16 protein-coding genes are annotated in these 21,811 nt (G+C 69.7%); 6 read left to right on the top strand and 10 right to left on the bottom strand.

Translation table 11 applies throughout. The annotated features are described in order from the left end of the window. The first annotated feature begins 10 nt into the window (after window positions 1-10). Window positions 11-802 (top strand): hypothetical protein, encoded by a 792-nt coding sequence (locus WMF12_RS34910; RefSeq protein ID WP_437852321.1) that lies wholly within the window; start codon window positions 11-13, stop codon window positions 800-802. Between the two features lie 98 nt (window positions 803-900). On the opposite strand, the gene WMF12_RS34905 is transcribed toward WMF12_RS34910, so the two are convergent. Both WMF12_RS34905 and WMF12_RS34900 read right to left on the bottom strand, forming a co-directional pair. Beyond that, window positions 901-1,629 (bottom strand): RNA polymerase sigma factor, encoded by a 729-nt coding sequence (locus WMF12_RS34905; protein WP_437873920.1) that lies wholly within the window; start codon window positions 1,627-1,629, stop codon window positions 901-903. A 243-nt stretch (window positions 1,630-1,872) separates the two neighbouring features. Continuing rightward, window positions 1,873-2,877, bottom strand: coding sequence for a sigma-70 family RNA polymerase sigma factor (locus WMF12_RS34900; RefSeq protein WP_437852320.1), 1,005 nt, complete (start codon window positions 2,875-2,877; stop codon window positions 1,873-1,875). A gap of 445 nt (window positions 2,878-3,322) precedes the next feature. Here WMF12_RS34900 and WMF12_RS34895 point away from each other — a divergent pair, with 445 nt between their 5' ends. Genes WMF12_RS34895 through WMF12_RS34885 form a run of 3 tightly spaced genes read left to right on the top strand, consistent with a single transcriptional unit; the run spans window position 3,323 to window position 7,651 of the window. Further along, window positions 3,323-4,414 (top strand): PEGA domain-containing protein, encoded by a 1,092-nt coding sequence (locus tag WMF12_RS34895; protein WP_437852319.1) that lies wholly within the window; start codon window positions 3,323-3,325, stop codon window positions 4,412-4,414. Then, window positions 4,411-6,039 carry a hypothetical protein gene (locus WMF12_RS34890; RefSeq protein ID WP_437852318.1) on the top strand — a complete coding sequence of 543 codons (1,629 nt, stop codon included), beginning with the start codon at window positions 4,411-4,413 and terminating at the stop codon, window positions 6,037-6,039. Before WMF12_RS34895 ends, WMF12_RS34890 begins: the two co-directional genes overlap by 4 nt. A gap of 31 nt (window positions 6,040-6,070) precedes the next feature. Continuing rightward, window positions 6,071-7,651 (top strand): hypothetical protein, encoded by a 1,581-nt coding sequence (locus tag WMF12_RS34885; protein ID WP_437852317.1) that lies wholly within the window; start codon window positions 6,071-6,073, stop codon window positions 7,649-7,651. A 248-nt stretch (window positions 7,652-7,899) separates the two neighbouring features. Here WMF12_RS34885 and WMF12_RS34880 read toward each other — a convergent pair whose 3' ends face one another. Then, the gene (locus WMF12_RS34880) at window positions 7,900-11,577 is read right to left on the bottom strand and encodes a tetratricopeptide repeat protein (RefSeq protein ID WP_437852316.1); all 3,678 of its coding nucleotides are present in this window, start codon (window positions 11,575-11,577) and stop codon (window positions 7,900-7,902) included. Window positions 11,578-11,683: 106 nt separating this feature from the next. Next, window positions 11,684-12,352: a Mut7-C RNAse domain-containing protein gene (locus WMF12_RS34875; protein WP_437852315.1), complete on the bottom strand. Its 669-nt coding sequence runs from the start codon at window positions 12,350-12,352 to the stop codon at window positions 11,684-11,686. Window positions 12,353-12,474: 122 nt separating this feature from the next. Between WMF12_RS34875 and WMF12_RS34870 the strand changes: the two genes are divergently transcribed. After that, window positions 12,475-13,467 (top strand): matrixin family metalloprotease, encoded by a 993-nt coding sequence (locus WMF12_RS34870; RefSeq protein ID WP_437852313.1) that lies wholly within the window; start codon window positions 12,475-12,477, stop codon window positions 13,465-13,467. A 25-nt stretch (window positions 13,468-13,492) separates the two neighbouring features. On the opposite strand, the gene WMF12_RS34865 is transcribed toward WMF12_RS34870, so the two are convergent. Further along, entirely contained in the window at window positions 13,493-14,185 is a 693-nt protein-coding gene (locus WMF12_RS34865) for a hypothetical protein (RefSeq protein WP_437852312.1), read from the bottom strand. A gap of 354 nt (window positions 14,186-14,539) precedes the next feature. Here WMF12_RS34865 and WMF12_RS34860 point away from each other — a divergent pair, with 354 nt between their 5' ends. Next, complete coding sequence (locus WMF12_RS34860) at window positions 14,540-15,658, top strand: peptide-N-glycosidase F-related protein (RefSeq protein ID WP_437852311.1); 1,119 nt, start codon at window positions 14,540-14,542, stop codon at window positions 15,656-15,658. A gap of 43 nt (window positions 15,659-15,701) precedes the next feature. Here the strand turns inward: WMF12_RS34860 and WMF12_RS34855 are convergent, their stop codons facing one another. The 5 genes from WMF12_RS34855 to WMF12_RS34835 all read right to left on the bottom strand — a co-directional run bounded on the left by WMF12_RS34855 (window position 15,702) and on the right by WMF12_RS34835 (window position 21,806). Next, on the bottom strand, window positions 15,702-17,087 hold the full coding sequence (locus WMF12_RS34855; protein WP_437852310.1) for a WD40/YVTN/BNR-like repeat-containing protein: 1,386 nt from the start codon (window positions 17,085-17,087) through the stop codon (window positions 15,702-15,704). A 14-nt stretch (window positions 17,088-17,101) separates the two neighbouring features. Next, window positions 17,102-18,877, bottom strand: coding sequence for an RICIN domain-containing protein (locus WMF12_RS34850; protein WP_437852309.1), 1,776 nt, complete (start codon window positions 18,875-18,877; stop codon window positions 17,102-17,104). 760 nt (window positions 18,878-19,637) lie between these two features. Next, window positions 19,638-20,783: a metallophosphoesterase gene (locus WMF12_RS34845; RefSeq protein ID WP_437852308.1), complete on the bottom strand. Its 1,146-nt coding sequence runs from the start codon at window positions 20,781-20,783 to the stop codon at window positions 19,638-19,640. Then, window positions 20,759-21,007, bottom strand: a complete 249-nt coding sequence (locus tag WMF12_RS34840; protein WP_437852307.1) for a hypothetical protein — start codon at window positions 21,005-21,007, stop codon at window positions 20,759-20,761. Before WMF12_RS34840 ends, WMF12_RS34845 begins: the two co-directional genes overlap by 25 nt. A gap of 172 nt (window positions 21,008-21,179) precedes the next feature. Next, entirely contained in the window at window positions 21,180-21,806 is a 627-nt protein-coding gene (locus WMF12_RS34835) for a hypothetical protein (protein ID WP_437852306.1), read from the bottom strand. Window positions 21,807-21,811: the final 5 nt, after the last annotated feature.

Raw genomic sequence — 21,811 nt, 5'->3', positions numbered from 1 at the left:
TAGTCCGTTCATGAGACATGAACTCCTTGGCTCCGTGCTGTGCGGACTGCTCCTCGCCGCATGCAGCGATGATGAAAACGTGTCGCCGGTCGGGGCCGGCGGTGTGGGCGGCGCGGGCGGCAGCATGAGCAGCAGCGCTGGCGGCGGTACGACCGGCGACGGCGGAGGCGGAAGCGGAGGCGCAGCGCCGGTCGCCTGCGGAGGGAGCGCGGGAGCGACCTGCGGCGAGACGGAGTACTGCGCGGCGCGCGACACGACGTGCTCCGCAGAGGCGCAGGGCGAATGCACGCCGAGGCCGAGGGTCGGGGAATGTCCGGACGAATGTCAGGGGGTCTGCGGGTGCGATCAGCGCACCTATTGTAATGAGTGCATGGCGCACGCGGCCGGGGTGAACACGTCGAGGGATACGGTTTGCGCAAGCGCAGATTACGTGATCGCCGATCACGACCGTGTCTACGTGCACCACGCCGACCTGCGAGAAGATCGGTGTCTGGCGATCTCGATCGCGGCGTTCGCCGACAGCGATCCGCTCTATGCCGGGGTCGAGCTGGAGGACCTCTGGGGCGTGCTGGACGTGGCCCTCACCGACCAGATGGGCGATTGCACCGACACGGGCATGCCGGACCCCGACGAGCGCACTTATACCGTGACCGGGGCCACCGGGACGATGTCGTGGGAGGCTGAGCCGAACACCGGCATCCCGTGCATCATCGACATGGATATCACCGTCACGCTCGACGGGGAGCCCGGGACCCTGCGCTTCCAGGAGACCGGCGTGGTCGTCGACAACACGTGCCTGTAGCCAGCTGCTTGCCGGCAACCGGATCCGGTCGCGAGGCTGCCGAGCTGCCTGCCCGTAATCGGGTCGGGTTTCGCGAGGCTGCTCTTTCTTTCGATGCTTCACCATGCTCCCGGTCGCGTGTGAGCCCGGGGCTTCGTGGTGCGCTCCTCCTCCGCAGCGAGGCGCCTCGCGAGCGCTTCCTGCGCGCCCCGGAGCGCTCTCGTGCGCCGCTTGTACGCCGTGCTGAGGGGCAGCTCTCTCGTCTCCGCGATGTCTCTCATGGGGATCTCGTGGAGGTCGCGCTGGACCAGCACCGAAACCAGCTCGAACGGTAGCTCCCGGAGGATCGATCTCATCAGGCGCCGCCGCTCCGCTGCGAGCAGGAGCTCGAGGGCGGTCGCGCTCTCGCCGGCCTCGCTCAGCTCCACGGGATCCGTGATGACCTCGTTCCGCCGAGAAGCCTTTGCGTGGTAACGCGCAGCCAGGTTCACCGCCAGGCCGTTCAGCCACCGCGCGATCGGGCCGCGCGAGGGGTCATAGTTGCCGAAGCTCATGACAGCCGCCAGGAAGACGTCCTGGCTCAGGTCGTGCCGATCGCGCTCGGGCACACGGAGCCGCGCGAGCCACCAGCGAACGCGCCGAATCGTTTCTGCTTGAAAGAGGCATTGGAACGCATGAGCCCGAGACGGGCTCGCGGCAGGCTTCACCTCGTTCTTCCGAGGTCCCGGCTGCGCCGCCGTCCGCTGCGCGGTGCGAGGCGCGCCGACTGCGCTTGAAAGAACCGTCCTGTCGTGCTGGACCGGAGGAGCCCGCTCCTCGGCGAAGACGTGTGTTCTGATGGAATGCATCATCACCCCGCGCGAGGGCAGCGCCAGAAGCTCCATGGTTCGCCTCCAAGTGAAACGTGAGTGCTCCGCGCGAACGCTCGTCCGCGCGCGGACACGATCGCTCCTCTGAGGGCGTCGCTCGGCGCGCGACGCCCTCTCAGGAGGCGCTCAATCCCTTACGACGAAGGCCGCGAACCACGGTGGTTTAGCTCCGCCTCCATGACGAAGGCCACGTCGTTCGCGTCGATGTTTACTGCGCGGTCATCACCTGAGCCCGGCCAGCTTGGCCTCGCGTTCACCCGCCAGGCGACCGCGCGGGAATCTCCGCCCGTGCTCCTCCAGCAGGCGTCGCGCCTCGACGAGCGACACGACATCACCGGCCGCCATGGCCGTCCGTGCGCGGGCGATCAGCTCTCGCTCGCGGGAGCTGATGCTCGGGCGCTGCGCCGCTGGCCAGCCTGTCGGCACGGCGGTGACGGCAGGGGCCGCCATCGCCCCATCCAGCGCCGGAGGGGCCATCACCGCCCCGCCCAGCGCACCGCTCACGCGCGCCGGCTCGGCGGGGTCCCGCGCGGCCTGCCCGGTCGCCGGCTCGGTCGTCCTCCTGGAGAGCAGGGTGGCCATGCAGGGGCGGAGAGGCGCGACGGGCTCCATCGGGCCCACGGCCAGCACACCGAGCGCCGCCGCACAAGCGACGGCGAAGCCTCGCGCCATCCAGCGCGCGGGACTACGTCGCCGCCAGGAACACCGCTCCAGGAGCCAGGGCGGGAACAGCGCGGCGCGCAGCCGGCGAGCGCCGCGGCCTCGTTGCCTCGCTTCCCAGCGGGCCGCCGCCTCTTCGAACTCCTCCCAGGCCCGGCGCAGGCGACTTCGTGCCGTCTCCAGCGGGATCTCCTGCTCTCGGGCGACGTCGGCGATCGGCCGCTCCAGGAGCTCGCACGCGATGAACACCCCGCGGCACCGCTCGCCGATCTCCTCGATGAGCTGCCGCACCAGCGCCGCCTCCTGGCGAGCGATGGCGTGATCCTCGGGGCTCTCCCGCTCGTCGCAGAGCGCCGCCTCGTCGAGGCCCGTGAGCGCCTCCTCGCGCCTGCGCGACGCCCGCCGGTGATCGCGGGCCGTGTTCAGGACGACGCTGTCGCACCACGCGCTCGGGTTCCTCGCCGATCGGGCCTGCTCCCGCCGCTCCCAGAGCCGCACCATCGCGTCTTGCGCGACGTCGTCGCGGTCCCGCTCGGGCACGCCAACGTAGCTGATGAGCGCTCTCACGCGGGCGGGTACAGGGCAGGTCGGCGTTGGTCGGTCCACGGTCCAGCAGACGATCCGAGCCCGGCCCGACGGTCAAAAAATCGAAAAAATCGACCGAGTCCTCGCAAGAGGCGCTGCGAGTGGCTCGACGGTGGGCGAGCCCGAAGAGAGGACCAGCGGCTCGGTGAGGGTTCCGCCTCCGCCGCCACACCTCTGCCGGCTGCGGATCTCGACGGGGGCCCAGCAGCCGTCGTGGGTGCGGTGCTCGTTCCGTCCTCAAAGGCCCTCCGGAGCGGAGTCGTGCATTGTATCATTGTTGCTGAAATTCTCATGTGTCCGGTGGCTTGAGGACGATTTCCGACCATCGTGAGCTCACTGGACCACGAGGCGGATATACGAGGAGGCTCGGCGGTCGCGGGACGGTGCGCGTTGACATGGGCTTGCGTGCAGGAGTATCCACCGTGGCGTGCGCCATGCGCTCCTCTCCGTCTTGCCGTGCGTCTTTCTCGGCGTCGTCGCGGTGCTGGAGGGCGTGGCGAGCGCGCAGGATCTCCATGCGATCGCGGGGACCCACGAGCCATCGACCGCGGAGGATCTGCTGCGCCGTGCTCGTCGGGCGCGCGATGCCAGGCGATGGGCCGAGGCCGAGGCGGCGTACGAGGCGGCGCTGAAGGCGGCCGATGCGGCGTGGACGACCGACGCGGAGCGCGCCGAGATCGCCGCGGAGCTCGGCCTGTGCGAGCTCGCGCTGGGCAGCTATCGAGACGCGGCAGACCACCTGGCGCAGAGCTTGAGACACCGCGGCGCGCTCCGCAGCCTGCTGGCGGAGCGGGCCGAAGAAGGATTGTTGAAGGCCGAGAGCCGGGTGGTGACGCTCTACCTGGGTGTGAGTCCACCGGACGCCGAGGTCTTCGTCGACGGCAAAGCGCTGGGTCGCCGGGCGCCGACGTACGAGCTGTTCCTGGAGCCGGGGCAGCACACCGTGCGGGCGCGGCTGGACGGCCACAGCGAGGCGGTGGGCGCGTTCGACGGGCAGGCGGGCAAGGCCAGCTCGCTGACCCTGAAGTTGCCTCGCGCGCCGGAGCGCGCCGCGGCGGTGGTGGCCGGCGCCGGCCCGGCGCGGCCGGCGGCCCCGTTGCCTCCTCCGGCGGCGCGGCGGGCGCTTCCCCTGACGGAGCTGCGGATCGGGGGCGCGGCGCTGGCGACGGCGGCGCTGGCGGCCGGCACGGTGTTTCTGCTGCGGGCCGATGTGATCGACGGCAACCTGGCCGAGCGGGACGTGGTGCTCCGCCAGCGCGGCTGGACGTCGACGACGTGCTGGTGGCCGAACGCGCCCTCGGCGTGCGCGGAGATCCGCAAAGAGGCGACCGAGCGGGGTCGGTTCGCCACGCTCGGCAACGTGGCGCTAGCGACGGGGGCCGTGTTCGGGCTCGCGACGGCGGCATCGTTCCTCGCGGAGGGATGGCTCCTCGGCGGCACGCCGGCCCGTGAAGGCGTCCATGTGGTCCCGAGCGCGACGGGAACGCAGGCCGGGCTCGTTCTTCAGAGCGTGTGGTGAGACGACGAGGGGTGATGGGGACGCGCGGGAGGCAGGGTCGAGGAACGCTGCGTTCGATCGCGGCGATCGCGCTCGGCTGCGGGAGCGCCGCGGGGGGCGCAGGGTGTTCCTATGCCGAGGACTGCACGACGACGTACAGTTGCGAGCCGCTCCCCGACGAGGCGCCGCCGGCGCTGCCGGCGTCTCCGTGTGACGGCGATCCCGCGACGAGCCCGGCTAAGGACGGGTGCGGGGTGTTCGTCGCGCGGCGCGGGGACGACGCGAGCAACGGGACGAGGGAAGCGCCCATCAGGACGCTGCGGCGCGCGGTGGAGAAGGCGTCGGAGCCCGGGGGACCGCGGCGGGTGTACGCGTGCGCGGAGGACTTCGAGGAGGCGGTCACGCTGCCGTCGGGCGTCGAGCTATGGGGCGGCCGGGACTGCTCCACGGCGGCGTGGACCTGGGGCGGCAAGGACCGTTTCACCGAGATCGCGCCGGGGCCCGAGCGGGTGCCGCTCATCGTGGAGGCGCGCGAGGCGAGCATGACGTCGGCGGTGTTCGGCGTGCGGCTCGTGGCGGCGGACGCGACGCGGCCGAGCGGGTCGTCCATCGGGATGATCGTGCGGGAGGGCGCCGCGGTGGACGTGGTGTCGAGCGAGATACTGGCGGGGAACGGGGCCGATGGGGCGGACGGGGAGAGCGCTCCGCAAGCGTGGCGGGCGTCGGATGGGGCGCCTGGCCATCAAGGCGCGGCCGGGTGCTTGGCGGACTGGAACGAGGGCGCTCTGCCGGAAATGACCGTGTGCGAGGATGGCACGACGTCGATCGGCGGCGCGGGCGGCGACGGCGACGTCGCCGCGGGCGGCGACGGCGAGCCAGGCGCACCAGCACCGGCGGCTGGCTCGGTCGACAACGGCGAAGGGGGAAAGGGCGGGCGGATGACATGCACATCCGGCGAGAAGGGCGACGCTGGGGAGCCCGGCGCGAACGGGGTCGGCGGCGGGACGGGATTGGAGGAGCTGCTCAAGTACGGAACCATCAGCGCGCGCGGCTGGCAGGGTTTCTCGGGACAGGACGGCCAGAACGGGGGGATCGGCCAGGGAGGCGGCGGCGGGGGCGGCGTCGGAACGAATGGGCAGTGCCGCCCTGTGGATCCGCAAGGCGGACCATCCGGGGGCTCGGGTGGGGGTGGCGGCTGCGGGGGGCGCGGTGGTCAAGGCGGCGGCTACGGGGGCGGTAGCTTCGGGATCATCGCGCTCCATGCTCACGTCATGGTGGACAAGACAGAGGTCATCACGGGGGACGGCGGTCGCGGCGGCAACGGAGGGCGGGGGCAAGGAGGTGGCTTCGGTGGGGAACGCGGTCCCGCTGGGTATATCGCACCCGCAGCCTACTTTGCGTGCGATGGGGGTGAGGGTGGCGCCGGAGGCAAAGGCGGTCATGGCGGCGGGGGGCTCGGAGGCATTTCCGTCACCATCGCGCGCGCGGACAGCAGTGTTCACCTCACGGAGAGCGCCGACTGGACTTGGGGAGCTCCTGGTGTCGGTGGAGTCGGAGGCGATCCGGACGACGATAACGCCAAAGGGGAGGATGGCCAGACCGCCGTCCTCTGGGAGTTCCCGGAGCTGATTGTGCCGCCCCAATAAGGGATTTCGCACGGGGATGGACAGAGAGAGCATGAAGATCACAGCCGCTGCGTGGATCGTGCTGCTGTCCTCTCCGACCGCCCTGGGGTGCGGAGCCGAGCCGTTCGCCCCACCGTGCGCGGAGGGGGGCACCTGCGACCCAGAGCCCTCGGCCGCGCCCTCGGAAGAGGAGTGTCTCGAGGGGCTCGCCGCGCTGCGCGTGCAGGCCGGGTGCGGGGTGTTCGCGAGCCGGTCGTTTGGAGACGACAGCAATCCGGGCACGATGGAGAAACCGGTGAAGACGCTCGCCCGTGCGGTCGCGCTCGCGCCGCGTGCTCGCGGGCGGGTGTTCGCCTGCCTCGACTCTTACGCCGAGGGCATCACGTTGCGCTCCGGCATCGATCTGTGGGGCGGGTTCGCTTGCTGGGCGAGATGGCGTTACTACACGGAAGGGCTGACCAACCAGCCTGCGATCCTCTATTCACCAGACGAGGGAGGTCCCCCGATCACCGTGGTGGCAGCGCAGGACGACGGCGAGGGGGCCACCGACGGCGTATCGACGATCGTGGACATGCGAGTGGACCACAAGCGCAGATTGCAGCCGGACCGCTCTTCCATTGCGATGAGGCTTGAGCCGGGCGCGGTCGTGGAGGTGCTTCGGAGCGTCATCAAGGCGGACAGGGGCGGGGGAGGAAAGCACGGCGAGGATGCGGTCTACGTCGATTCGCAGCCAGCGTACGGGGAGATCGGAGCGATCGGCCGGGACGCTTGCTCGGCAGCTACCGTGGCCGGCGCGCCCGCCGTGACGACCGTATGCGGCGACCTGATGTCGACAGGCGGCAAAGGCGGCGACGGGACCCCGGACCGCGGTGGCGATGCCGAGGATGGCAAGCCGCTGCCGGCCCCGAACTCCAGGGATGCGGGCGTGGGCGGCGCGGGCGCGAAGGACGGCGCTCCGTGCGCGGACGGCCGCCGTGGGGGAGACGGCGCGTCGGGCGCGCCCGGCGCAGCCGGGCAGGGTGGACGCCTCACTGCGGCTGGGTGGGAAGGCGTGCCCGGCAGCCAGGGCGGCACGGGAGCGCCCGGCCAGGGGGGCGGCGGGGGCGGCGGCGCACCGGGCGGCCGGAGCGCCTGCGGCAACGCGGCGCTGGGCGGCGCGTCTGGCGGCTCGGGTGGTGGCGGCGGCTGCGGTGGCACGGGCGGCTACGGCGGCGGCGCAGGTGGCGCGAGCATAGCGATCTTCGCCCATCCGGGCAGCAAGCTGACCCTGCGGGAAACGCGCCTCATTACGGGCCCGGGCGGCGGCGGAGGCAGGGGGGGCGAAGGCCAGATGGGCGGGCAAGGCGTGCAAGGTGGCCCGCCGGGGCAGGCGCCGGAGCTGGGCGGCGAACACGCCTGTCGAGGAGGCTACGGCGGCTGGGGCGGCATGGGCGGCTACGGCGGTGGGGGCTCCGGCGGCCCCTCGATCGGCATCGCGTATGCCGATGACGAGCAGCTCACCCTGGATCGCGTCACGTTCGAGGTCGGCCCAGGGGGCCCGGGCGGCATCGCGGATGTATTCGACGAGACGCGCGACAAGGCGAACCGAGGCAGCGACGGCTTCTCCGCCGAAACGATGCGCTTCGCGCGGTAGGTTCGCGCGCGGGAGCGCCGCGACCGGTTCCCCTGACCGGTCGGGAACAGGGTAGGACGGCCAGCGACTCGGGTTTGAGCTTTTTGTGCGCGACTTGGTACTACCATTGCACGTAGCGGCGAAGCGCTCGACATGGCCCGCGATTTCTGCGGAAAGTTGGGGAAGTGTACCGGCTGGCCGCCTGATGGGATCCTCACGATCGGCGCTTCTGCAATTGTAGTATTAAATCAAGAGTGCAACATCCGAACTTAGAGATCTTGATTTGGAAAAGCTCGCTCCACGAGTGCGATGTGCTCCAGCAGTTCGGGTGAGGAGGATTGGCCAAGCATCTCTAGGATTTGGAGCATCCTGCGAAGGATGATAGATGTTTTGGGCGCAAATGCATGAGGCACGTCCAGAAAAAAGGGCCATATTGTGTCGAGTGCCTCTTGGGTGGAAGCGAGCGCCGCTTCCCGCTGCCCCAGCTCGTTCTGCCGATTGCCCAGGCTGTTGAGGCTCATGGCGAGGTAAGGCAGGAACGCATCGGGCCGCTGCTCGGCGAGCGCGCGGCGGATGGTGACGGCCTCATGGGTGGAAGCGAGCGCTGCTTCCCGCTGCCCCAGCTCGCTTTGCATCGCGCCCAGGTTGTTGAGGCTGAGGGCGAGGTAAGGCAGGAACGCATCGGGCCGCTGCTCGGCGAGCGTGCGGTAGCGCGTGACGGCCTCATGGGTGGAAGCGAGCGCCGCTTCCCGCTGCCCCAGCTGGCTTTGCATCGCGCCCAGGCCGGTGAGGCTTTCGGCGACGTCGGGCAGGAACGCATCGGGCCGCTGCTCGGCGAGCGTGCGGCGGATGGTGACGGCCTCTTGGATGGAAGCGAGCGCTGCTTCCCGCTGCCCCAACTCGCCTTGCGTCGCGCCCAGGTTGTGGACGCTTCCGGCGAGGTCGGGCAGGAACGCATCGGGCCGCTGCTCGGCGAGCGTGCGGCGGATGGTGACGGCCTCTTGGATGGAAGCGAGCGCCGCTTCCTGCTGCCCCAGCGCGCTCTGCGCCACGCCCAGGTTGTGGAGGCTTCCGGCGAGGTCGGGCAGGAACGCATCGGGCCGCTGCTCGGCGAGCGTGCGGCGGATGGTGACGGCCTCTTGAGTGGAAGCGAGCGCCGCTTCCCGCTGCCCCAGCTCGCTTTGCATCGCGCCCAGGTTGTTGAGGCTTTCGGCGAGGTCGGGCAGGAACACATCGGGCCGCTGCTCGGCGAGCGTGCGGCGGATGGTGACGGCCTCTTGGATGGAAGCGAGCGCCGCTTCCCGCTGCCCCAACTCGCCTTGCATCACGCCCAGGTTGTTGAGGCTTTTGGCGAGGTAGGGCAGGAGCGCGTCGGGCCGCTGCTCGGCGAGCGTGCGGAAGCGCGTGACGGCCTCTTGGGTGGAAGCGAACGCCGCTTCCCGCTGCCCCAGCTCGCTCTGCCGATAGCCCAGGTTGTTCAGCAGACCCGCTCGCTCGGCCAGCCGCTCCAGTTCAGCGCCTTCCGGAAGGTGTTCCAGGCGCTTCTGCTCTACCCACAGCCTGACCTCGCGCAGCGATACGGTGCGCTCCGGCAGCCCTGCCCGCGCCATCTGCTCCGCAAGATCAATCGTCCCCTCCCGCTCCAGGGCCTTCGCGAGCACGCTTCCGAGCCGCGCATGCGCCGTGCGCTCGCCGAGAGCCTTGGCCGCTTCAAATGCCGCCATCGCTCGGCCCACAACGTCGCGCCCGAGCACGTGCGTGATCCACTGTTCTCCATCCTCGGGCTGATCCTCGGACAGCCGCCCGAGCACCGCGAAGGCGGTCCGCAACGTATCTTCGCCAGCAGGGCGGTCGAGCACGCCGTCCAGGTACGAGCCGGCTTCGCCGCCCTCCAGCGACAGTGTCCGGTGCACCATGGCCTCGCCCAGCAGATCGGGCTCGAGTCCGCCGAGGTAGTCACCTGCGCGAGAGGCACGCCGTTGCCCGGGATAAAGGTCACGCAGGAAGCGGAGGTACTGATCCGCGAGCTTCTCGTCACGCTCGTCAATGATCCTGGCCACGAGCGCGGCCGCCTCACCGCGGCTCGACGCGCCACCTCGCAGCGTGAGCGCGGTGACGGCCCGTCGCATCTGCTCGATGAATCGCCGCGCATCGAAGGAGTCAGCGCGCGGGAAGCGCGAGCTCCAGAAACGCTGCTCGTGATCGAGCGTGCTGGCCATCAGCGTCTCTGCGGTAAACTCCCGCCCCTCGACCGTCGCGAGCGCCGCCATGTGAAGGTAGAGCACCCGATCGTAGCGCCGGTCGTCGAGCGGCGGCGTCGCACCTGGAACGGCTTTCCCGAGAACGTGTGCAAACGATGCCGCCGCCTCCCGGAAAGCCTCTATCCGCTGGGGGCTCGCGGCGACCCCGGGTGGAAGCTCTCGCGGCGCGTGATCGCCAAGCAATGCTCCCAGCTCGGCATCGGAGCCCTGCAGAAACGTCCACCAGTCGCCGGCGTTGCGGGCGAGGAGCACGAGCCGCAGCCGACCCCGGCCCTTCCGGGCGCGAACGCGCCCAGCTGGATCGAGGAGGTCGCGCAGGTCGGGGCGGCTCTCGGCGTAGTCGACGACCGCGAACGTGGGACGCTCCGCTGCCATGAGCGCTTCGACCTGCCGCTCGTCGACGCCTTCTGGGATGAAGCCCGCTCGCCAGCCCTCGCGACGCAGCTGAGCGCAGGCCTCGATGAAGAGCCTCGTCTTCCCTATGCCGCCAGGACCGTAGAAGAGGCGTGCGCGTACGGGGGCTGTAGCACCGCACCAGGCATGGATCTCCTTGAGCACATCGGCGCGGCCGAAGAACGGCACGACCTGGTAGCGAGCGTTCAAGAGCGCGGCGGGGCTCGCCTCGACCGGTGGCTCCGACGTCCCCGGGACGAGGAGGTCGTCGAGCGGGTCGTTCGGTGCTTCCGGTGGGAGGTTGTCGCGCAGGAACGCGATCAAGCACTCGGCCGAGGCGCGAGCGGCGTACTCCTTGAAGTGGTCGTCGCGCCCGTGATTGGCAAAGTCCATGACGCCCTTCATCACCAGCGCGTCGAGCCTCGCATCGCGCTGGGCATGCGCGAGCGCGCCAAGGGCCGCGGCTTCCATCTCGAGACCGAGCGTCTTGCGCATGTGCTCCGACACGAAGCTCCAGTACGCTTGGTCCTCGACGACCTTGTTGCCGCTGCCCATCGGCGCGACATGCACCTTGAAAGGGAGCAGCGCGCCCGCAGGAGAAAGATCCGGGAACCGGCCTCGCTGCTGGATCAGGATTCGCACGATCCGTTCGCGCCCCTCCTCGGTGAGCGCGAGCTTGCCATCGTGTAGATGGCCGGACTTCCACAATGACGCGATGACGTCCGCCCATCGTGGGCACATCTCCTCGCACTCCGGCAGCGCGCCAGGATCCGCGACGCCCTCGTGCAGCTTCGCGAGGACCCAGTTCTCCTGCCATTCGTAGGGGATGGGGCGCGCCTTCCACCAGGAGGCGTCCTTGAAGCGCGCGCTGAAGTCTGTGTGCTCCAGCGCAACCTTCCAGTCATCGCGCAGGTTGTATGTCCTCAGGTCCTGCTGCACCCCGCCTGGCAGAGCCTTGCCTGTGTCATGCAGAAACAACCGTTCGGCGGCGACGACATCGCCCAGCTTGGTCTTGCCCGGCCGCCCCGCGCACACGCCGCACATCGCGACGCACCGCGGCCGAACCTCCTGCACGAGCGGCAGCAGCGCGTTCGTCGCAGCGACGGCCCCCATGTCGCCCGCCTGCGCCAGCGCGATGTGCAGCGGCCTGCCACCGGCTCCCTGGAAGCTCCTGAACGCGACGGGCAGGCCGTTGGGACCTTCCTCCTGCTCCCACCGGCTCTCTGGCAAAGCGCCTTCCTCGACCTGAAGGGCAGCCTTGTACTCCAGCGTGATCGCGGCGAGGATCACCACGTCGACCCTACGTTGGTTCCCGCCGCCCGTGGACATCCGGCGAAGTATACGCGCGCGGGCACGCGGGCGGTCCTGGCCGACGAATGAATTGCGCCCGCCCGCCGCGTCACGGCGGAGGCTTTCGGCCGCCCGCCGGCGGTGCAGGGGCCTCGGTCGCGGCAGCCACGCCGGCCGCGGCGGACACGCCGGCGACGATGCCGTCCCAGTGGCTGCCCTTCCACAGGACCTTGCCGCATCGATCGCACCGCCAGAACTCCTCGTGGCGGTTTGCCACCACCGCCGGCACCGCATCCCGGACGCTGTCCTTCGTGGCGGCCGTGAGCGCGCCGCCGCACGCCATGCAGCGGGGGTCCCGCACGGGCAACCCGAGCTCCCGCAGCACGAAGCCGGCCTGCTCCGTCGGGCGCAGCCCGCGGGGCACGTAGAGCCCGCGCACAGCCGCGGTGCGCAGGGAGCGCCGCTCGAATACGCCGGCGTCGGAGCTCAGCAGCACCCGGCCGGTCTGCTGCGCGAGGCGCACGAGGTCGCCGTCGTCGATGCCATGCTCGAACATGGCGTCGTAGCCCGCGCCGCGCAGCCAGCGCGACAGGCCGCCCAGCATCGCGTCGCACAGGAAGCTCGGCGCCGCCGCGCCGCCCTGCGCCGGGGCCGCGCTGTCCTGCGCCGCCGCGCCGCCCTGCGCCGGGGCCGCGCTGTCCTGCGCCGCCGCGCCGCCCTGCGCCGCCGCGCCGCCCTGCGCCGGATCGGCTCCGCCGCCCGCCTCACCCACGAGCACGCCCCATCACGCTCAGGATGGCGGAGGGCCAGCGGGCGGCAAGGGCGCCGCCGGCGAAATCCCCACGCGCCGGCCGCGCGCTGCTACCGTCGCTGTAGGGTCAACCGATCGTGGAGGAGTCGATGGCGATGAAGCGTGCATGGTGCTCCTGCGTGGCGGCCGCGCTCGCCGTGCTGGCGAGCGCGCAGCAGGCGTCGGCCTACTGCCGCTCGAACACCTGCAAGAGGTCGGAGCTCTGCCTGCAGGACGACCAGCCCGTCGGCGAATGCAAGCCGCTCCGCTGGGCGGGCGATTGCATCGGCTTCAGCATCCAGGAGGACGCGTCCAGCGAGATCTCCTACCAGGAGATCTCCGACGTGATCGAGGCCGCGTTCGATACGTGGATGCAGGCGCCCTGCGACGGGGGAACGCCGGGGCTCCGCGTCCAGAACCTCGGGCCCGTCGCCTGCGGAGCGGTGGAGCTCAACGCGAGGGACGGCAAGACCAGGATCGTCGATGGCCTCGTGCCGGGCAACGCCAACGTGGTCGTCTTCCGCGATCTGGAGTGGCTCGCGGCCGCGGGACACAACACCGAGATGCTCGCGCTCACGACGGTGCAGTTCGACAGGAAGACCGGTAATCTCTGGGGGGCCGACATGGAGATCAACACCGATCTCTACGATTTCACCGTCGCGGACGACTCCGCCGCGCCGAGGGAAGATCTGCTCGCCATCGTCACGCACGAGGCCGGGCATTTCCTGGGCCTCGACCACACCATGGCCGGGCCCGAGGCGACCATGCACTCCAGGTACGACAGGGCGGACCCGATGAACTTCCGGACGTTGCACGAGGACGACATCGCCGGCATCTGCCAGATCTACCCCCCTCGGGATCTCTCCGCGTCGACCTGCAATCCCATCCCGCCGCACGGGTTCTCGCCCGAGTGCGCCGACGACCAGCTGGTCCGCTGCAGCGCGGCGCCGCGGGCCGCCGGAGGCCCAGGATGGAGCGCCCCGCTGGCCGCCGTCGCGATTGGCGCGGTCGCCTGGCTGCGCGCCGTCAGGCGTCCTCGCCGCGAAGGATGGCCCCGATCGAGCTGTCGCGTCTGCGTCAGCCGTCGCTCCGCGAACAGGTGACCACCACCCCAGGGACGAACTTGCCCTACCGCGGCGTCTCTGGCTCCTCGAGGCCGAGGACGCTCTCCAGGCTAGGGTAGGCGGCTTCCTTCTTGTCGATGTTCAGGTCCTTCCAGGGAATTACCTTCTGCAGGAGACCGTAGTCGAAGGCCCAGAGATACTCTGGGCTCCCGGGCTCGAGCAGGGTGCAGCAGTAGTCGGTCCATGTTCCAAACCCATCCACCACGACCGCCTCGCTGCAATTGCATGGGATATCGTCCTCCACCACCCTCCAGGGTATAACCTCCTCGAGCCGAAGCCGGCGCGCCTTGGGCTCACCCGCGCGAACGAAGCGGATCCCACAGAGGGTGTGCTCGTTGCTCATCCTGAGCTCCAGCTCCAGATCAGGCCACACGGGGAGAGAGTAGAACATCTTCATGGCGTTCGGCGCGTGGTCTTCCGGCGCCGGCTCGACGCGCTGCGGCGCACCAAGGAACCGACGATACAAGTCGGCACTGCACTCGTCCGCCATGTCTGGGTCCTCATGATCCAGCCGTGCGCGCGCCAGCATCTCCTTGGCCGCATCGAACGCCGCCTCATCGACGCCTAAACGCCTCAGGCCTCCTGCGACACCCTCCTTGTTCCGCATGCGTGACATGAGATAAATTTGAAGCGCGCTGATACAATCCATGACTGCTCCGCTCCGAGATTCCACAAGCGGTCGCCTCTCGTCTGTCATCACGACCCTTCCTTCTTCACGTTGATCTGGTTGAGTAGCTCCTGAAGTTTATCCACGGGCATCGCTTTCGCCGCGACGATCTCGACGTGAGTCTGGCGCTTGCCACGCTGGATAATTCCAGCCCCGGAGGGAGATGCTCGGCCTGGTACGCGCCCCCGAATCGCTCAACCTCCGCCGCCGCTCCAGCACGACATCGAGCCGGCGATCTGATAAGTTGGACGAATGCACCTGCGTCGCGCGATCCCATACCTCTGTCCGCTGGCCCTGCTCGCCGCGTGCACGGACGAGCAGCGCTCTGACGCGGGCACCGGCGGAGGCACCGGGACCTCCGAGAGCAGCGGGAGCACGAGCGGAGTGACCGGGACCAGCGCAGGCAGCGGCGGCACGGGCGGCGGTGGCGGCGGTGGCAGCACGGGGGGCAGCGGCGGCAGCGGCGACGAGCCGCTCCAGGAACCCGAGGAGGTCCCGGTGCTGGAGGACATCACGTTCTACGACGGCTACGCCGAGACCGTCGACGAACCGATCCCGGCCGGCGTGATCCGCCACAACAACTCGCTGGTTGCAACCAGGTTGACCGACGATCTGCTCGCCAAGATCCAGACCACCCTGAAGGTCCGCGTGGTCGTGGGAGCGCTGTGCGACAACTACGACCGACTCGGCTCGGTCAACCTGGCGCTGGTCCCCAAGGGCGCCCAGACCTACGTTCCCGGGGAGGTCGACCGGATCGAGATCGCACGGTTCGTCACGCCGTTCATGGACATGAACAAGCAGCCGAAGACGGTCCCCTATGAATGGGAGGCCAGCAACCTCGTGCCGATCTTGAAAGACCCCGACCTCCTGGCCGAACACGATCTCTGGTTCGAATTGGGCATCTTCGGCGTGCCTTACGCCGCGAACGACGAGGTCCCCGGTTGCGCTGGTCGCAATGACACGCAGCTCGGATCGCTGCTGCTGTACACCGACAGCACGCGGGCGGCCCAGGACTTCAGCGTCCTGTTGCCGCTGGCGATCAGCGAAGAATTCAACAACTACGCCACGGGCGCCAGCGACAAGGTCGGCACGACCCGCAAGACCGTCAGCTTCGAATTGCCGGCGGATACACAGGATGCACAGCTCGTGTTGATCACGTCGAATCACGGCGCCAACCAGGGCGGCGAGGAGTATGTTCGCCGCGACCATCACGTGTACGTCGACGGCGAGCTGGCCTTGCAGTACAAGCCCGGGCGCACGTCGTGCGAGCCGTTTCGCAAGTACAACACCCAGGGCAACGGCATCTACGGGGCGTCCCCGCGGTCGGACAAAGAGTGGCAGTCGTTCAGCAATTGGTGCCCTGGCGACGTGATCGACACCCGGATCGTCCCGTGGGGCGCCGCGAGCGCCGGCACGCACGAGTTCGTGATCGACGTCCCCGACGCGACCTTCGTGGGCGGGGAGGGCAATATCCCGTTCTCGCTCTACGTGCAGGCGCGTTAGGAGCTCCAAACGCGAGCACCCGACGCGGGAACGGCTCGGGCCGTCACCGCGCTCCCGGCGCCTCTGCGCGCCGGCGTCCGTGCCGTCGCGCGCGCAGGAGCGCGCCGCCGGCCGCGGCGAGGCAGCTCAGCAGCGCCCCGGCGCGCCCCCCGCCCGACGCCCCGCAGGAGCAGCCGCCGCCGGCGCTCGGCTCGGCTGCGCCCGCGCCGGGCTCGCCCCCGCCGGCGCTCGCCTCGCCCCCGCCCGCGCCCGTGGCGCCGCCCGAGCCGGCGCCGGCCTCGCACGAGCCCGCGGCGCCGATGAAGCGCGCTGTCGCCCGCCAGAGCCCGGGGCAGGTCCGGCCGGTCGAGCTGTCGCCCCCGCAGGCCTCCGGCGGGCCGCAGAGCCGGTCGAGCGTCATGAGCGGCGAGAACGTCCTGCCCCCGTCGGTGGAAACGCCGGCGGAGAAGCCGTCCACGGGCTCGTCGGCGCAGGCGAAGAGGCCCCGCGGGGTCCAGGTCAGGCAGCGGACGCCGAGCTGCCCAACCTGGGTGAACTCCAGGGTATCCGTCGGCGCCACCCACAGGCCGTCCAGATCGCTGCCGGCCGCGATCTCGGTCCCGTCGGGCGAGAGGGTGAGGCCGAGCAGGCTCGCCGCCTGGAACACCTCGCGCCACGTGGCGCCCCCGTCTTGCGAGACCAGCAGGGCGTCCGCGCCGTCGCCGTCGCGGCGCACGTACACCACGTCAGGGTCTTTCGGGTCCACGGCGCCGAGGTACGGCAGGTTGCGATCGTCGCTGCCAGGGACGTCGAACTCCTCCCACGTCGCGCCGCGATCGTCCGAGCGCCGCACGATCCCCTCGAACGTGGGGCCGTTGCGGCGCCCGCTCACGTAGATGCGCCGCGGATCGCTGGGCGCGCTGTCCAGGGTCACGCCGAGGAACGTGCTCGGGAAGTCGACCCCGGCCTGAGTCCAGGTCCGTCCGTCGTCCTTCGATTCCCAGACCTGCGTCAAGATCGCGTCGCTGGCCATGACGCTGGAGCCGAGCAGGAGGACGCTCGCGGGATCCGCGCGATCGATCGACAGATCGACGATGTTGCGCTGGGCGAGCGCGCCCTCGGCGATGTGCCAGTCGCAGCCGCGGTCGTGCGTCGCGCTGAGCCCGTCGAAGAGCCCGGCGAGGATCGAGCCGTCGGCGGTGACGACGAGCATCGGGTCCTCGAAGCCGCTGTAGCCGATGGCCGCTTCACAGATCCACGACCAGCGCTCGCCGCCGTCGTGGGTGGTGAGGACGCCGTAGGTCGCGCGGACGACGATGTGCTCGGGATCGGCGGGATCGACGAGGATCTGGCCGGCGGTTGGGTATCGGCCGTTGGCGCGCGCGGGCGTGGCGGCGGAGAGGGCGAGGCCCGCCGCGGCGGCGGCGAGCCCGAGAGCGACGCGGTTCATCGATGCGAGGTTCGCTACTGCCGCCGGAACTGCTGGTTCGTCCCGTTGTTGCACGTGTACTGGGCGATCCTGGCGCCGTCGGCGGTGCTGGCGCTGTAGACGTCCACGCACTTTGCGCTGTTGACAGAGCGCAGCGAGACGGCGCCGTTGCCGCGATCGATGAGATCCCACTTCTGGCTGTTCCTGCCGCTGTTGCAGTCCGCCTGCGTGATGTTCGCCCCGTTGTTCCGGCTGGACCCCTGCACGTCGAGGCACTTTCCGCTGTTCACGTTCTTCACGGTCGCCGTGGTGCCGCTGATGATCTCGACTTGCCATTGCTGGTCGCCCGCCCCGGTGCACGGCCGCTGGACGACGGTGGCGCCGTTGTCCAGGCTCGCCGCGTTGACGCTCATGCATTTGCCGGAATGGAGGGCCGCCAGGCTCTGGCCGGTGGTGCCGCCGGTGCCGCCGCCCGGATCGCCGCCGCCGGTGCCGCCCCCGGGGTCGGTCGTGCCGCCGCCCAGGCCGGAGATCTGGACCTGCGCGCCCGTGGCCGACACGGAGAGGAGCTTCAGCGTCGCGTTCGTCCCGAAGAGCTGATGAGAAGCGCCGACGGCGAGCGGCGCGTCCCTGAAGTTCCCGCCAGGGATCATGTCGAGCAGGTGCGCCCGGCCGCTCTCTCGCGACTGCGTGAAGAACGCATGAATGAGCACGCCCTTCGTGGAGAGGTTGCGCGAGTCGACGACGTTCGTCGCCGCCGGCTGGCGGAACTCGATCTGGTACATGACGTCGTTCGGGCCCTTGACGCGGAGGAGCTGGGTCCCGGTGCTCGCCTCGGTCATCGGGGCGAGCGTATACGTCCCGTCGGCGGTGACCGTCTGGGCCTGCGACGACGGGATCCACCCGAGGTTCACCTTGTAGTTGGCGTTGAAGTGCTGCTTCCCGCCGTTGCCCATCGGGTCGAACGGATCGCCGTACTCGTCGAAGGTGCAGTCGTTGCTCATCGTCACCGTCGCCCCGGCGTTGCGGCACGTCCGCGAGGAGGCGTGCCACAGGCCGAAGTTGTGGCCGAGCTCGTGCACGACGACCTCGGGCCAGAGGCCGGCGATCCAGGTGGCGTTGCCGGGCTGCGCGCCCATGCCGGCGTACCCGCAATCCATCTTCCCCATGATCATGTAGTGCTGGTACGCGTTCAGATCGAAGCCGGCGTTCTTCGCCGCGGTCCTGGCCTCGTTCTGCCATCGGTTGTAGTCGTCGCACTTGCCGAAGCTGATGTTGAACGGGCCGGCGACGTCGTACTCGAGCTGCATCTTGCCGAACGACGAGCCCGCCAGGTGGGTCGCCGCGCCGGCCATGGTGTTGCGCACGTCCTGCTCCGTGCCCAGCGTCTGGCCGCCGTCGAACTGCACGCGCAGCACCAGGACGCGCTTGGTCCCGGTCGTGACGAGCGCGTTCGTCAGCTCGCCGATGCCCTCGGCAGGCCGCATCGTGGCGACCATGATCGTGCCGTCGCCGGTCTCGGTGCCGAACACGTCCACGGGGGAGCCGCTCGCCGTGCGCCAGTCGATCGACGGCTCGACGCCCGGCGCCGCATCCGTCATCGAGCCCAGGTCGAGGCGCACGAACACCCCATCTTCCCGCTCCAGCATGTACCGCGCCTCGCCATTGGCGACGGCGACGGTCAGCGTCCCCGAGGCGGTCGGGGCCGGCCCCGCGCCCTCGTCACCGGCGTCGAGGATCAGGCAGCCGGGCGCGAAGGCGCATGCTGCGGTGAGGGCAGCCGTGGTGAGGTGTGACTTGAAGCGCTTCATTGGATCTTCCTTTCCTGGCTCGGTCCGATGCGCCCATCTCCCCCGATGTCGGAGAGCGCCGCACCATCCCCCTCAGGAGCCAGGGCGCGGCGCGACGGAGCGCTGCCAAGGAGAGGCCGCAAGCGCCGCCAGCCTCTCCGCTGCTGATGTAACTTGACGGCCCATCCGCTCGTGGACCCGCGCGACGATCGCTCGCGATCGCCGCGCCGTGCCGCCGTCCACGCACCCTCGCGAGTGCCTTTGCCGTCAGAGCAAATCCGCGGCCACAGTCGTGCTACCGGCTTGACACGGGCAGGGCGCCTCTCTGGGTGAAACAATCACGTGAGGACGGCCCGTGATCCAATCCGATATGATGTTTGCGCGACTGGCATGGATCGCGAGGGATCCTGAATGGACATGAAAACACCACCCCAGTGAGACCACGTGAGTTGGTGGATGAACTCTTGTGCTCGGTCGATTGAGCGAGCTCGGCCGGCGTTCTGCACGATTTGATGCGAGGGTGGCAATCCGTGGTCGCGGGTGAGCGCGTGAGTTCTCCAGTGAGGGCGCGGGCGGCGATGTGGGTGGATTGGCGCGCTCGCTGCGCGCCCAGCCGGCGGTCACTTCGTCCGGAGCGCCGCGGGGTGCGGGGTACTGGTCAAATCTGGACAGGGAGGCGGGGAGGCAGGGAGAAAAATTCCAGTAAATCTCCCTGTCTCCCCGTCTCCCTGTGATCTCTCTCGGGCAAAGTCGACCACCACTTAAACACGCGCATCGGGCTTCACGCGGGGACGATCAGCTCGGCGAGCGGGAGCAAAGCGTAATCGGCGGCGGCGGTAAACCGCATCTCCCCATCGATCAGGTAGAGGTCGGTCGCTCCGGGTCGATCGTCCAGGATCCCGAGGTCGTATGTGACGACGTCGCCGTCGACGCGCAGCGTGCGGATCCCTCCGATCTCCTTCTGGTGAGCTGCCGCCGTGAGCCAGTCGTGACCGAGCTCCGCCTTGCACTTCCTGTGACCGGTGTGACCGGCGACCTGCCGCAGGCCGCGCGGGAGCGAACGCGGCTCGAAGCGCCGCGGCCGTGCCGGATCGAGCTCCCATGCCGGATCGCCACCCACGCGATCGACGCACGCAGGTCGATGGTAGAGGAGGCCGCCACCCTCGTTGCCCGCGGCGCCTGCGATGTGGAGAGGCTCGAGCGAAAGTGGCGTGCGCGCGCCGCTCTGCCATTCCGTGCGCCGCGCGTCGATCGCGGCGCGCAACTGTCGCTCGAGGGCCACCGCCAGCCGATGCGGGTCGCGCTCGTCCGGCATGCCCAGTATCGCGAGCTCGCGCGTGGTCACGCCCGCGTGGGTCAGCAACACAGCGCGGCCGTCGGGCAGCACGCCTGAGAGCGCGAGATGAAAGCGGCCGCAGAGCAGCAGCTCGATGACGAGCTCGCGCTGGGACTCGCTGAACGACGCGTAATCGCGCGCCGCGAGCCCCGGGGTCGCCACATCGGGAAACTGCGCTGCAAACTCGTCGCGTTGGCGCCGGGCGGCGGCCTCGGCGCCTTCACGCCGCCTGGTCTCCTTGATCGAGCGCCCGAGCGCGCGCGCCGCAGCGAACCGCACGTCGTCGAGGCCGGCGAGCTCCATGACCCGCGCCGCGTCATGGTTGCCGAACAGGAGCCGCACCTGCGCGGGATCGTGGCTGGCCAGCCAGCGCAGCGTGCGGAGCCCCTCCGCGCCCGCGCCCACCGGATCATCGAGGTCATAGTCGAAGTGATCGCCGATCGACACGAGCAAAACGTCGTCGGCCAGCCGGCCGTCCGCGCCGAGCAACGCGTGCGACGCGAGCACGGCCATCACCTTGGCCATCGGCGCCTGCGGGTCGCCCATCACGAAGATGCGCCGTGGTGTCACCGTTGGCTGAGGCGCGGCCATGGCGCGTATTTTAGCATGTCCTCGAATTCGGGCAAACGCTTGTCGATTGTCGCGCTGTACGGCCGCCTTCCGCCGCTGGTCTTGAGCATCTGGCGCTCAGCCGCCTCGGCCATGGCCTGAGTGAGGAGCCGCTCGTGCAGCGCCAGGCGCTCGGGCGTCGAGCATGACGAGGCAGGGGATGAGCCCTCCGAGCCTGGATGGGATCGAACGAGGGAGAGCGCCATCCTGCCATCACTTGCATGCGTCGCAGGCCGCAGCGCCCCCTTCTCCACCGTACTGCTTCCAAAGAGGCCCGGCTTCGGGACGGGGCTTGGAAGGACCTTCCGTGCCGTGGAGGACGTCGCTCCGCGGACAGGTGACCGCCGCCACAGGGATGAACTTGCCCTACCGCGGCGTCTATGGCTTCTCGAGGACGCTCTCCAGGCTAGGGTAGGCGGCTTCCTTCTTGTCGATGTTCAGGTCCTTCCAGGGAATTACCTCCTGCAGGAGACCGTAGTCGAAGGCCCAGAGATACTCTGGGCTCCCGGGCTCGAGCAGGGTGCAGCAGTAGTCGGTCCATGTTCCAAACCCATCCACCACGACCGCCTCGCTGCAATTGCATGGGATATCGTCCTCCACCACCCTCCAGGGGTTAACCTCCTCGAGCCGGAGCCGGCGCGCCTTGGGCTCACCCGCGCGAACGAAGCGGATCCCACGGAGGGTGTGCTCGTTGCTCATCGTGAGCTCCAGCTCCAGATCTGGCCACACGGGGAGAGAGTAGAACATCTTCATGGCGTTCGGGGCCTGGCTTCTCGGCGCCGGCTCGACGCGCTGCGGCGCTCCAAGGAACCGACGATACGAGTCGGCATGGCACTCGTCCGCGATGCCTGGGTCTTCATGGTCCAGGCGTGCGCCCGCCAGCATCTCCTTGGCCGCATCGAACGCCGTCTCATCGACGCCTAAACGCCTCAGGCCTCCTGCGACACCCTCCTTGTTCCGCATACGTGACATGAGATAAACCTGAAGCGCGCTGATAAAATCCATGACTA

The sequence above is a fragment of the Sorangium sp. So ce363 genome (assembly GCF_051520435.1).
Classification (GTDB): domain Bacteria; phylum Myxococcota_A; class Polyangia; order Polyangiales; family Polyangiaceae; genus Sorangium; species Sorangium cellulosum_B.
This window is presented reverse-complemented; position numbering and strand designations above follow the sequence as displayed.

What these genes read in the sequence shown, in the direction of transcription:
- WMF12_RS34910 (WP_437852321.1), top strand. Translation starts at nt 11, where the DNA reads ATGAGACATGAACTCCTTGGCTCCGTGCTGTGCGGACTGCTCCTCGCC.
- WMF12_RS34905 (WP_437873920.1), bottom strand. Translation starts at nt 1,629, where the DNA reads ATGCATTCCATCAGAACACACGTCTTCGCCGAGGAGCGGGCTCCTCCG.
- WMF12_RS34885 (WP_437852317.1), top strand. Translation starts at nt 6,071, where the DNA reads ATGAAGATCACAGCCGCTGCGTGGATCGTGCTGCTGTCCTCTCCGACC.
- WMF12_RS34870 (WP_437852313.1), top strand. Translation starts at nt 12,475, where the DNA reads ATGGCGATGAAGCGTGCATGGTGCTCCTGCGTGGCGGCCGCGCTCGCC.
- WMF12_RS34865 (WP_437852312.1), bottom strand. Translation starts at nt 14,185, where the DNA reads ATGACAGACGAGAGGCGACCGCTTGTGGAATCTCGGAGCGGAGCAGTC.
- WMF12_RS34855 (WP_437852310.1), bottom strand. Translation starts at nt 17,087, where the DNA reads ATGAACCGCGTCGCTCTCGGGCTCGCCGCCGCCGCGGCGGGCCTCGCC.
- WMF12_RS34850 (WP_437852309.1), bottom strand. Translation starts at nt 18,877, where the DNA reads ATGAAGCGCTTCAAGTCACACCTCACCACGGCTGCCCTCACCGCAGCA.
- WMF12_RS34845 (WP_437852308.1), bottom strand. Translation starts at nt 20,783, where the DNA reads ATGGCCGCGCCTCAGCCAACGGTGACACCACGGCGCATCTTCGTGATG.
- WMF12_RS34840 (WP_437852307.1), bottom strand. Translation starts at nt 21,007, where the DNA reads ATGGCGCTCTCCCTCGTTCGATCCCATCCAGGCTCGGAGGGCTCATCC.
- WMF12_RS34835 (WP_437852306.1), bottom strand. Translation starts at nt 21,806, where the DNA reads ATGGATTTTATCAGCGCGCTTCAGGTTTATCTCATGTCACGTATGCGG.